This is a genomic window from Streptomyces boncukensis, assembly GCF_011045075.1.
In the GTDB taxonomy this organism is placed as follows: domain Bacteria; phylum Actinomycetota; class Actinomycetes; order Streptomycetales; family Streptomycetaceae; genus Streptomyces; species Streptomyces boncukensis.
This window is the reverse complement of record NZ_JAAKZZ010000244.1, coordinates 1-10,915: the sequence shown is the minus strand read 5'-3', so window position 1 is coordinate 10,915 and position 10,915 is coordinate 1. Positions and strand designations below refer to the sequence as shown.

Below are 10,915 nucleotides of genomic sequence, written 5' to 3'. Positions count from 1 at the left end.
GACAGCCCGGCGCCCCCGTCGCCGAGGGCGCCTTCCCCGTCTGCAACTTCACCCACGGCTACACCTCCAGCCCGCAGAACTCCGAGGCGGTGATCCGCCCGCTGGCCGCGGCCGGCTTCGTCGTCCCCGCGCCCCACTTCCAGTTCGACTTCGACGACGTCTACAGCGGCCGGCAGTCCCTGGACGTCTCCGAGATCCTCACCCGGACCCTCGCGCTGAACGAGTCCGACGACCCGTTGGCCGGCCATATCGACCCGGCAGCCGGCGTCGGCGTGTCCGGCCACTCGCTGGGCGGCATGACCACTCATGGCCTGCTGACCGCCTGGCCCGACGACCGGGTCACCGCCGCGATCCCGATGTCCACCGTGGACCTGGGCGACCCGGACGGCACGGTCGCCGCCAACGTCCTGTTCATACACGGCGACCGGGACAGCACGTGTCCGATAGCCGAAGCCCGCCGAGCCTATGGGGAACTGCCGGCGCCCAAGGCGTTCCTCACCTTCCTCGGCGGGAGCCACACCAGCTTCTGGGGCGACTCGCGAACCCCCGCCACCTTTGTGGACTGGATGCGCTGGAGCCTGTACGGCGACACTGCCGCACGCGACCGCCTCCCCGAGGACGCCGCCGGCGACGACACCGCGTGGGAGTTCGTCCAGGAGCGGGCCGACGGGGCGTGACCGGTCGGCACCGCCCGCGGTGTCATGCGTCGGGCAGGGTGAGCGCCAGCTTGCCCGTGACGCCGCCGTCGAGAAGGCGGCGGACGGCTGCGGCGGTCTCCGTGAGCGGGTAGACGCGGTCCACCACAGGGCTGAGGGTGCCTGCGTCGATGCGGGCTGTCAGGTCGCGCAGCCCGTCGGCGTGCTCGGAGGAGATGAGGGCGCCCAGGTGCCGGCCGGTGAACGGGGAGAGCAGCCGCGCGCGGAGCTGCCGGTCGGTGCCGCCGAGCCAGCGGCCGTCCGTCTCGCCGCCGGTGATGACGAGCCTGCCGCGGGGCGTCAGGGCCCGGCGCAGGTCCCGCAGACCGCGGTTGCCCGCGATGTCGATGATGGCGTCGTAGCGCCGCGGTCCTGCGAGGAAGTCCTCGCGGGTGTAGTCGATCACGTGGTCGGCGCCCAGTGCCCGCACGGCGTCGAGTTTGGGGGTGCTGGCGACGGCGGTGACCCGGGCGCCGAAGGCGTGGGCGAGCTGGACGGCGAAGCTGCCCACGCCGCCGGCGGCTCCCGTGATCAGGACCTGCCGGCCCTCCCGGACCCCGCCCTTGTCGCGGACCGCCTGGAGCGCGGTGAGCGCGCTGACGGGCACCGTCGCCGCCTCCTCGAAGGTGAGTCCGGCCGGTTTGGGGGCGATCCTTTCGGGGGCGGTGGCGGCATACTCGGCGAACGCGGAGGCCGCCGTGCCATAGATCTCGTCGCCGGGCGCGAACCCGGTCACCCCGGAACCGACCGCCTCGACGACACCGGCCAGGTTGCGGCCCGGATTGGGGAGCCTCGGCCTGCGCACCCCGCTCACGGGCCGGACCGCGTACGGCAGCCCGGCCATCATGTGCCAGGTGCCCCGGTCCACGCTGGAGGCGCGCACCCGCACCAGCACCTGATCCGGCCCGATGCCCGGCCGGGGGAGCCGCGCCGCGTGCAGCACGGCTTCCGGCTCGGCCCCGTACCGCTCCTGTACGACGGCGGCCATCGTCCTGGTCCCGCCGGCGGTTGCGACGGGCTCGTTCGTGTTCCGCATCGTCCCTGCTCCCGGTTCCGTCCCCACGGGGTGCTGACAGCGCACGCGGCTACTTACGCTGTAAGTGCAGCACTTACAGCGTAAGCTCGTCAATGCCCGCAGAGAACAGGAGAGGAAGTGACCGCACCCCGTGCCTCGACGTACCGCCCCGCAGCAGCCCCGCGAGACGCTCACCCGGCAGCGGGTCCTGCGCGCCGCGGTCGAACTCGCCGACACCGGCGGCCTGGAGACGCTCAGCATGCGCAAGCTCGGCGAGGCCGTCGGTGTCGAGGCCATGTCCCTGTACAACCACGTGGCCCACAAGGAGGACCTGCTGGACGGCATGGTCGACCTGGTCTTCGGCGAGGTGGACCTGCCGGAGCCGGATGACGGCTGGCGGCAGGCGATGCGGCAGCGGGCCCTGTCCCTGCGCCTGGTGCTCTCCCGCCACCGCTGGGCGATCGAACTGATGGAGTCGCGGTCCACGCCGGGACCGGCCACCCTGCGGCACCACGACGCCGTTCTCGGCTGCCTGCGTCAGGGCGGGTTCTCCCTCGCCCTGGCCGCGCACGCCGTCTCGGTCCTCGACAGCTACATCTACGGGTTCGCCCTGCAGGAGAAGACCCTGCCCTTCGACACCCCGGACGAGACCGCCGAACTGGCGGAGTCCATCGTGAGCGGTTTCGGCGAGGGCGAGTACCCGTATCTGGCCGAGATCGCGACCGCGCACGTCATGCGCCCCGGGTACGCCTACGGCGACGAGTTCGCGTTCGGTCTGGACCTCATCCTCGACGGACTCGGCAGGCTCGACGGACTCGACGGGCTCGACGGCCTCCAGCGGGCGGCGGGCTGACGAGCGGACGGGCGGACGGGCGGACGGCGGCGGCGCCTCCTCCGTGTCTCTGCGGACGCCGCCGGCCTCCAGCAGGTCGGGGCGGCGGTCCTTTCCGTCGGAAAAAAATCCGGCGGCGATGTCGAGAACCCGCGGCCTGCTCCGTCCCTGGGGTGAACGCGACCACAATGGGACGCACCAGCACCGAGGAGAACCACCATGGCCAAGTACCTGTTGCTCAAGCACTACCGGGGCGCCCCGGCTTCGGTCAACGACGTGCCGATGGAGCAGTGGACGCCGGAGGAGATCTCGGCCCATATGCAGTACATGAACGACTTCGCGGCCGGGCTGGAGAAGACCGGCGAGTTCGTCGACGGCCAGGCGCTCGCCCCCGAGGGGGCGTGGGTCCGCTACGACGGCGAGGGGCGCCCGCCGGTCACCGACGGGCCGTTCGCGGAGACCAAGGACCTCATCGCCGGCTGGATGGTCATCGACGTCGACAGCTACGAGCGGGCCGTCGAGCTGGCCGGGGAGCTGTCGGCCGCGCCGGGCGCCGGCGGCGAGCCGATCCACGAGTGGCTGGAGGTGCGCCCGTTCCTGACCGCGCCGCCCACCATCACGGAGTGACGTCACCGATGGACGAGGCCCTGCTCAGGAGCCTGACGCCGAGCGTCCTCAGTGTCCTCGTCCGCCGCGGAGCCGACTTCGCGGCGGCCGAGGACGCCGTGCAGGAAGCGCTGGTCGAGGCGCTCCGCGTCTGGCCGGCCGGCGGCGCCTCCCCGAGCTCTCGGCTTCCCGCGGACCGGGGAGACCCCCTGCGGGACGCCAAGGGCTGGCTGGTCACCGTGGCCTGGCGCAGGTTCCTCGACGCGGCCCGCTCGGACGCCGCCCGCCGCCGGCGGGAGGAGCTCCTCGACGAGGAGCCGGCGCCCGGGCCCGCTTCCGGGGTGGACGACACGCTCCAGCTCTACTTTCTGTGCGCCCACCCCTCGCTGACGCCGTCGTCCGCGGTCGCGCTCACGCTGCGTGCCGTCGGCGGGCTGACCACCCGCCAGATCGCCCGTGCCTACCTGGTGCCCGAGGCGACCATGGCGCAGCGCATCAGCAGGGCCAAGCGCACCGTCTCCGGTGTGCGGTTCGACCGCCCCGGCGACGTCGCCACCGTGCTGCGCGTCCTCTACCTGGTCTTCAACGAGGGCTACTCCGGCGATGTCGACCTCGCAGCCGAGGCCATCCGGCTCACCCGGCAGCTCGCGGCCGCCGTCGACCATCCCGAGGCGGCGGGGCTGCTCGCCCTGATGCTGCTCCACCACGCCCGGCGCGCCGCCCGGACCGCGTCCGACGGCAGCCTGGTCCCGCTCGCCGAGCAGGACCGCACCCGGTGGGACACGCGCCTGATCGCCGAGGGCGTCGGGATCCTGCAGGGGGCGCTCGCCCGCGACCGGCTGGGCGAATTCCAGGCCCAGGCCGCCATCGCGGCACTCCACGCCGACGCGCCCACCGCCGAGGAGACCGACTGGGTGCAGATCGTCGAGTGGTTCGACGAACTGACGCGTCTGACGGACAGCCCGGTCGTCCGGCTCAACCGCGCGGTCGCCGTCGGCGAGGCCGACGGCCCGCGCGCCGGCCTGGCGGCGCTCGCCGGGCTGGACGCGGCCCTGCCCCGCCACGCCGCGGTGGCGGCGTACCTCCACGAGCGCGACGGCGATACGGCGACGGCGGCGCGGCTGTACGCCGAGGCGGCCCACAAGGCCGGCAACCTCGCCGAGCGCGACCATCTGACGCGCCAGGCGGCCCGGCTCAACGACTGCCGGTGCCGCTGACGGCGCGGGCGTGACCCCGGGGGGGCGACCGGCCTGCGCCGGGGGAACTCCCGCAGAGCGTCGGGCACTTGGTCTCGCGCACGAGGTCGGGAATATGTAGGGTTCTTAGCGGAAAGGCAGGCGGATTGACCGTAGTCACTCGATCGAGTGAGACGGGGCGCAGGGCGTCGGGGCGGCGCGCGGGGTGCTGCCTATGCTTGCGCCTCGACTCCCCGGCGTACCCACCCTCAGCCTCACCCCAAGGTCACACGGCATGGCACCGATGGCACCGCACACGGACGAGAGGGGCCGCCCTCCGTCCTGGCCCTCCGACAGCCCGGGGGGCACCGTCCTGGCGCGCACCGCGCGCGGGCGCACGGTGGTGGAGCTGCACGGCGAGATCGACCTGGCCGTGGTGCTCGCGGCCACCTCCCAGATGTACGCGCTGACGGCGGGCGCGCTGCCGGTCCTGGTGGCCGATCTGCGCCCGGTGACGTTCATCGACTGCAGCGGGCTGGCGATGCTGGCCGACCTGAGGGGGCGCGTGGTGGACGGTGGCGGGGAGTTCGTCACCGTGTGCTCGGACCCGCGGGTGCTGCGGCTGCTGGAGATCACGGGACTGGACCGGGTGCTGGCTCCCGTGCCGGAGCCGGACGACGCGGAGACGCTCCGCTAGCGCAAGCCCTCGCAAGCTCTCGCGGGGCTCGCGGGGCTCGCGGGACCTGCGGGGCTCGCGGAGGTTGCCGAGCCTGCTGGGGAGGGGCTGCCCCTGTCTGTGCGTCGCAGTCTGCGGGGTGCCGTGCCCTGCGACGGTCCGCGAGGGGCAGCCCCGGATCAGCGCGCCCCGTCAGCCCTCGCGGCGCTGGTCCGGCTCCGACCCGGACTCCGCTTCCGCGTCCGCCTGCTTCGCCTGGACCTCCGGATCCAGGGAGCCGTTCACCGCGCTCAGCGACGCGCGGTCGCCCACCTCCGTGGCGGGCGGCGGCTCGACCAGCCAGTCCGGATTGGCCTGCTTGTCCCACCAGCGCCACAGCGCGTACCCGGCGCCCGCCAGTACGGCGGCCACGCCCGCGCGCCGCACCAGCCTGGCCGTACGCTCCCGGCGCCGCCGCTGCCGCATCAGCCGGTCGATCTCCTGCGGGGTGATCTGGCCGCGCAGCGCCGCCATCGCCGCCGCGCCGCGCGCCGCGGCCTGCTCGCCGGCCGGGCCCGCCGCCGCCCGCGCGCTGCTGACCGCCTGCTCGACGCGGGGCGTCGCGTACCGCACCGCGCGGCGGGCCGTGCGGCGGGTGCCCAGCGCGGCGCGCGCCGCGGCCCGGTCCACCTCGGCCGGCAGCGCCTCCCTGGCGGTCTCCCTGGCGGCCTCGCGGGCGTGTGCGACGCGGGGGCCGACGTAGTGCGCGTAGCCCTCGCGGGCCGAGTGGCGGGCCTGCTGCGCGGCGTGCGAGGCCCTGGGGCCCAGCCGGGCGCCCGCCTCCTGCGCGTAGTGCGCCGCGGCGGTCTTGGCGGTCTCTGCGTGCGGTGCCAGCACCTCGGCCGCGTGCCGCACGCTGTCCTTCGCCGTGCAGGCCGCGGCGCGCACGCTGTCCTTGCGGGTCACGGGTTCCTCCTCCTCGGTGGCTCGGAACGCCCTCCCGCCGCAGCGGAGGGGCGGGGAGTCGTTGTCCACATCCACCCGTTTCGACGATCATGCCGGTGCATGCCCGGCACGGCATGCCGCGGGCGGGCATACGGGTCACTCCGGGGCACGGGGCGCACCGGGGTGCTTTATGTCCGGCTCTCTTCCTTCCTCAGCGTCCGTGGGAGGATCGGGAGAGTCAATGCAGACAGATGGAAGGTAGATCGTGGCTGAGCAGCTCTACGCCACCCTGAAGACGAACCACGGCGACATCGAGGTCCGGCTCTTCCCCGACCACGCACCGAAGACGGTGAAGAACTTCGTCGAGCTGGCCGAGGGCACGCGTGAGTGGACGCACCCGGACACCGGCGAGAAGGCCGCGAAGAAGCTGTACGACGGCACGGTCTTCCACCGGGTGATCAGCGGGTTCATGATCCAGGGCGGGGACCCGCTGGGCAACGGCACCGGCGGCCCCGGATACAAGTTCGGGGACGAGATCCACCCGGACCTGGCCTTCACCAGGCCGTACCTGTTGGCGATGGCCAACGCCGGGCCGGGCACCAACGGCTCGCAGTTCTTCATCACCGTCGCGCCGACCACGTGGCTGACGGGCAAGCACACCATCTTCGGCGAGGTCGCGGACGACGCCGGCAAGAAGGTCGTGGACAAGATCGGCGGTATGGCCACCAATCCGCGGACGGACCGTCCGCTGGAGGACGTGGTGATCAACGAGGTGGTCATCGAGAGCCGCTGACCGGCTCCCTCCGTACCGGTGCGCCCTCCCGGCGCGTGCTCGCGCCCGCAGGCGCCGGCGCGCCGGGGGAGCGCGCCGGGGCGCGCGGGAACCCTGGCGGCCACTCCGTCCGTAGGACAAGGACGGAGTGACGGCGCGACAGGGCGGCGGGGCGGGGCGACGGAGAGTGAGGGGACTTCAGTGACGGACCAGCACGGGGGGTCGGAGGGCCGGGCCGAGCGCTCGGCGCGCCACTGCTATCGCCACCCGGACCAGGAGACGGGCATCACCTGCACCCGGTGCGACCGCCCGATCTGCCCGGAGTGCATGATCTCGGCCTCGGTGGGCTACCAGTGCCCGGAGTGCGTCAAGGGCGGCTCGGGTACGGGACATGCGCCGACCGCGAACCGGCCGCGCACCCTCGCGGGCGGCAGCGTCGCAGCGGACCCCCGGCTGGTCACCAAGGTGATCCTCGCCCTCAATGTCGCGCTGTTCATCGCGGTGCGCGCCCGGGGCGACGCGCTGCTGGACGACCTGCTGCTGTTCGGACGGGCCCGCACGGAGCTGTTCGGGCCGGTGGAGGGCGTCGCCGAGGGGCAGTGGTACCGGCTGTTCAGCTCGATGTTCCTGCACCAGGAGATCTGGCACATCCTCATGAACATGCTCGGGCTGTGGTTCCTGGGCCCGCCCCTGGAGGCGGCGCTGGGGCGGCTGCGGTTCGTCGGCCTGTATCTGCTGTCGGGGCTGGGCGGCGGCGCGCTGACGTATCTGATCGCCGCGCCGGAGCAGCCCTCGCTGGGCGCCTCGGGCGCGATCTTCGGGCTGTTCGGCGCGACGGCGGTGCTGATGCGGCGGCTGCGCTACGACATGCGGCCGATCCTGGTGCTGCTGGGGATCAACCTGGTCTTCACGTTCACCTGGAGCAACATCGCCTGGGAGGCGCACGTGGGCGGCCTGGTGGCGGGCGCGCTGCTGGCCTACGCGATGGTGCACGCGCCCCGCGAGCGGCGGCAGCTCGTGCAGTACGCGGCCTTCGGCGGCATGCTGCTGGTGATCGTTGTGATGTGCGTCATCCGGACCGCACAGCTCACGTAGCTGTCCCGGGCTGTCGCATAGTTGTCCCGAGGCGGGCCCGGGGGAGCCCGTGCCGGGCAAGCTTTCCCCTGAGTTGTCCACAGCGTGTCCAGGATCTTGTGCATAGGGTGCACGGGGTGCCCGGGGCCCGCACGGACCCCAGGTCATGGACGTTTCCGCAGGACAGCGGGGGTGCGTGGACAGGAAGGGGCGCGGCGTCCGGTCACATCGGCGTCAACACCCGGAAAGTTATCCACAGATCTTGTGAGTTTTCCAAGGCTGTGGATCAGCCTGTGGATAACTTTGCAGGCGGTGTCCGGGGACCCGGCGGGGCCGCTACTTCCACTGGGTGGAGACGACGAACCCGCCCGCGATGAAGCCGAAGCCGACCAGGATGTTCCAGTCGCCGAACGGGTCGATCGGAAGCGAGCCGTCGGTGACGTAGTAGACCACGATCCAGGCCAGCCCGAGCCCGAACAGGACCAGCATCAGCGGGGCGATCCACCGGCGCCCGCCGCTGCCGCGACCGAGATCGATCTGTGTCGCCTTCCGCTCCTGCGGGGGAGTGAAGTCGTCCTTCTTGCGGATCCGTGACTTCGGCACGAGAAACTCTCCTGTCGATGCGCTGCGTAACCGCGCGGGGCTGGTGCTCCCCGGCGCGGCCTGGGCCGCACCAAGGGGAGTGACGTTCTGGCAGTCCGTTAGCGTAGTGCTTCCCCGGCGCTGAGGGAGACAAGGGTACGGTGACCAGATCGTTCTTCCGGCCCGCGCGGCTGGCCGCACTCGGGGTGTTCGCCTTGGCCGGACTCATCTTCTGGGTCAGCTTCAACACCGCGCAAGGGACGAACATCCGCACGGACGATTCGATGCTGCGGCTCTCCGACCTCATCCAGGAGCGCAGCCGCAAAAACGCGGACCTCGACCGCTCCACCGCGGCCCTGCGCCGCCAGGTCGACGAACTGGCCGGGGCCGAGGACGGCGGCGGCGCAGGGCAGCGGCGCCGGCTCGCCGACCTGGAGAAGGGGGTGGGCACCCGCAAGCTCACGGGCGACGGCCTGACCGTCACCCTCGACGACGCCCCCACCGACGCCACCGCCAGGATCCCCGGCGTCCCCGACCCGGAGCCCAACGACCTGGTCATCCACCAGCAGGACCTCCAGGCCGTGGTGAACGCGCTGTGGCGGGGCGGCGCGCGCGGCGTCAAGGTCATGGACCAGCGGCTGATCTCCACCAGCGCCGTGCGCTGCGTCGGCAACACCCTGATCCTCCAGGGCCGGGTCTACTCCCCGCCGTACAAGGTCACGGCCGTGGGCGATCCCGGCAAGCTGCGCAAGACCCTCGACGCGGCCCCCGCCGTCAAGAACTACCTGGAGTACGTGGACGCCTACGGCCTCGGCTGGAAAGTCGAGCGGCGCAAGGCGGTGACTCTTCCCGGCTACTCGGGCACAGTGGACCTCCGGCACGCCAAGCCCCTGGAGTGACGAGTCCGGTAGTCGCGGCGGTGACGTATGCGGTCGGTACGCGTGGTCGTGAGAAGCCTGAGCGAGCTGTGCATCACCGTGGGCGTGCTGCTCGTGCTGTTCGTGGTCTACCTCCTCTACTGGACCGGCATCCGCGCCGACAGCGCAGCCGACAGTGAGATCAGCCGGCTCCAGGACCGCTGGAGCCGGGCCGGGGCGACGGCGGAGCACGGCGCGCGGCGGCCCGCCGCCTACCGGGACGGCGCGGCGTTCGCCGTGATGTATATCCCCCGCTTCGGGCGGGACTGGGCCCGGCCCGTGCTGCAGAACACCGAGCCCGGCACCCTGCGCCGGGGCCTGGGCCACTATTCGCGCACCGCCCGGCTCGGCGAGCGGGGCAACTTCGCCGTCGCCGGGCACCGCCGCACCCACGGCGACCCGTTCCGGGACTTCCCCGCGCTGCGGCCCGGCGACCCCGTCGTGGTCTCCGACGGCCGCACCTGGTACACGTACACCCTCACCCGGCGCCCCTACCGCACGCTGCCCGACGACACCGGCGTCGTCGCGCCGCTCCCCGCGCCGCTCGACCCGGACGCGGCCCCCTTCCGGCGGCCCGGCCGTTACCTCACCCTTACGACCTGTGATCCAGAGTGGGGGAGCAGCCACCGGCTCATCGCCTGGGCGCGGCTGGACGCCACCCGTCCGGTCGCCTCGGGAAAGCCGGCCGCGCTGCGCCGGTGACGCCGTAGTCTGGGGTGGGACGAGAGAAAGGACGGCACCGAGGGATGTACGGCTGGATCTGGCGGCACCTGCCGGGCAACGCCATCGTACGGGCGCTGATTTCGCTGGTGCTGATCGCCGGAGTCGTCTTTCTGCTCTTCCAGTACGTCTTCCCCTGGGCGGAGCCGCTGCTGCCGTTCAACGATGTGACAGTGGACGGAGCCTGATGACGGGCGAGAACGCGCGGATCCTGGTCGTCGACAACTACGACAGCTTTGTCTTCAACCTCGTCCAGTACCTCTACCAGCTCGGCGCCGAGTGCGAGGTCCTGCGCAACGACGAGGTCGCGCCCCGGCACGCCGACGACGGCTTCGACGGCGTGCTGCTCTCCCCCGGCCCCGGCGCGCCCGAGCAGGCCGGGGTGTGCGTCGAGATGGTGCGGCACTGCGCGGCGCGCGGACTGCCGGTCTTCGGCGTCTGCCTGGGCATGCAGGCGATGGCCGTGGCGTACGGCGGGGTCGTCGAGCGCGCCCCCGAGCTGCTGCACGGCAAGACCTCCGGCGTCAGCCACGAGGACACCGGGGTCTTCGCCGGGCTGCCCTCCCCCTTCACCGCCACCCGCTACCACTCGCTGGCCGTACGCCCGGACGCGGTGCCGGACGCGCTGCGGGTCACCGCGTGGACGGACGGCGGCCTGGTGATGGGCGTACGCCACCGGGAACTGCCTGTCGAGGGCGTGCAGTTCCACCCCGAGTCGGTGCTCACCGAGTGGGGCCACCGGATGCTGGCGAACTGGCTGGCGGAGTGCGGGGACGCCGGGGCGATGGAGCGCGCGGGACATCTGACGGGGGTGGCACGCGCGGTCGGACCGGGGACGGTCACCGGGTGACCGCCGTGCGCCCCGAGCGCGAGGGCGTGTCCGGGGACGACGGGTACGGCGGGGGCGGCGGGTACGGCGGGTACGGG

The 10,915-nt window shown here is 72.8% G+C and carries 14 protein-coding genes; 11 read left to right on the top strand and 3 right to left on the bottom strand.

Annotation, left to right across the window (positions count from 1 at the left end; genetic code table 11):
* Positions 1-677 (top strand): alpha/beta hydrolase family protein (locus G5C65_RS21695; protein WP_165300567.1); only part of this gene is annotated, 677 nt, incomplete at its 5' end.
* Between the two features lie 22 nt (positions 678-699).
* On the opposite strand, the gene G5C65_RS21690 is transcribed toward G5C65_RS21695, so the two are convergent.
* A complete protein-coding gene (locus G5C65_RS21690) occupies positions 700-1,731 on the bottom strand; it encodes an NAD(P)-dependent alcohol dehydrogenase (protein WP_241265958.1) in 1,032 nt (343 codons plus the stop codon).
* 130 nt (positions 1,732-1,861) lie between these two features.
* Between G5C65_RS21690 and G5C65_RS21685 the strand changes: the two genes are divergently transcribed.
* The 4 genes from G5C65_RS21685 to G5C65_RS21670 all read left to right on the top strand — a co-directional run bounded on the left by G5C65_RS21685 (position 1,862) and on the right by G5C65_RS21670 (position 5,020).
* Entirely contained in the window at positions 1,862-2,563 is a 702-nt protein-coding gene (locus G5C65_RS21685; RefSeq protein WP_165300566.1) for a TetR/AcrR family transcriptional regulator C-terminal domain-containing protein, read from the top strand.
* Positions 2,564-2,761: 198 nt separating this feature from the next.
* Positions 2,762-3,169, top strand: coding sequence for a YciI family protein (locus G5C65_RS21680; RefSeq protein ID WP_165300565.1), 408 nt, complete (start codon positions 2,762-2,764; stop codon positions 3,167-3,169).
* Positions 3,170-3,177: 8 nt separating this feature from the next.
* Positions 3,178-4,365 carry an RNA polymerase sigma factor gene (locus G5C65_RS21675; protein WP_165300570.1) on the top strand — a complete coding sequence of 396 codons (1,188 nt, stop codon included), beginning with the start codon at positions 3,178-3,180 and terminating at the stop codon, positions 4,363-4,365.
* A 253-nt stretch (positions 4,366-4,618) separates the two neighbouring features.
* The gene (locus G5C65_RS21670; protein ID WP_206442102.1) at positions 4,619-5,020 is read left to right on the top strand and encodes an STAS domain-containing protein; all 402 of its coding nucleotides are present in this window, start codon (positions 4,619-4,621) and stop codon (positions 5,018-5,020) included.
* A gap of 171 nt (positions 5,021-5,191) precedes the next feature.
* Here the strand turns inward: G5C65_RS21670 and G5C65_RS21665 are convergent, their stop codons facing one another.
* Complete coding sequence (locus G5C65_RS21665; RefSeq protein ID WP_165300564.1) at positions 5,192-5,944, bottom strand: DUF5324 family protein; 753 nt, start codon at positions 5,942-5,944, stop codon at positions 5,192-5,194.
* 244 nt (positions 5,945-6,188) lie between these two features.
* Here G5C65_RS21665 and G5C65_RS21660 point away from each other — a divergent pair, with 244 nt between their 5' ends.
* Both G5C65_RS21660 and G5C65_RS21655 read left to right on the top strand, forming a co-directional pair.
* On the top strand, positions 6,189-6,716 hold the full coding sequence (locus tag G5C65_RS21660; RefSeq protein WP_165300563.1) for a peptidylprolyl isomerase: 528 nt from the start codon (positions 6,189-6,191) through the stop codon (positions 6,714-6,716).
* Between the two features lie 180 nt (positions 6,717-6,896).
* A complete protein-coding gene (locus G5C65_RS21655; protein ID WP_338146567.1) occupies positions 6,897-7,790 on the top strand; it encodes a rhomboid family intramembrane serine protease in 894 nt (297 codons plus the stop codon).
* A gap of 315 nt (positions 7,791-8,105) precedes the next feature.
* On the opposite strand, the gene crgA is transcribed toward G5C65_RS21655, so the two are convergent.
* Positions 8,106-8,372 carry a cell division protein CrgA gene (crgA, locus tag G5C65_RS21650; protein WP_165300562.1) on the bottom strand — a complete coding sequence of 89 codons (267 nt, stop codon included), beginning with the start codon at positions 8,370-8,372 and terminating at the stop codon, positions 8,106-8,108.
* A 140-nt stretch (positions 8,373-8,512) separates the two neighbouring features.
* Here crgA and G5C65_RS21645 point away from each other — a divergent pair, with 140 nt between their 5' ends.
* The 4 genes from G5C65_RS21645 to G5C65_RS21630 are packed head-to-tail and all read left to right on the top strand — an operon-like array spanning position 8,513 to position 10,838.
* Complete coding sequence (locus G5C65_RS21645) at positions 8,513-9,250, top strand: DUF881 domain-containing protein (RefSeq protein ID WP_165300561.1); 738 nt, start codon at positions 8,513-8,515, stop codon at positions 9,248-9,250.
* Between the two features lie 27 nt (positions 9,251-9,277).
* A complete protein-coding gene (locus tag G5C65_RS21640; protein ID WP_165300560.1) occupies positions 9,278-9,970 on the top strand; it encodes a class E sortase in 693 nt (230 codons plus the stop codon).
* A gap of 44 nt (positions 9,971-10,014) precedes the next feature.
* Positions 10,015-10,176, top strand: coding sequence for a hypothetical protein (locus tag G5C65_RS21635; RefSeq protein ID WP_165300559.1), 162 nt, complete (start codon positions 10,015-10,017; stop codon positions 10,174-10,176).
* Positions 10,176-10,838: an aminodeoxychorismate/anthranilate synthase component II gene (locus tag G5C65_RS21630; RefSeq protein WP_165300558.1), complete on the top strand. Its 663-nt coding sequence runs from the start codon at positions 10,176-10,178 to the stop codon at positions 10,836-10,838. Before G5C65_RS21635 ends, G5C65_RS21630 begins: the two co-directional genes overlap by 1 nt.
* Positions 10,839-10,915 lie beyond the last annotated feature (77 nt).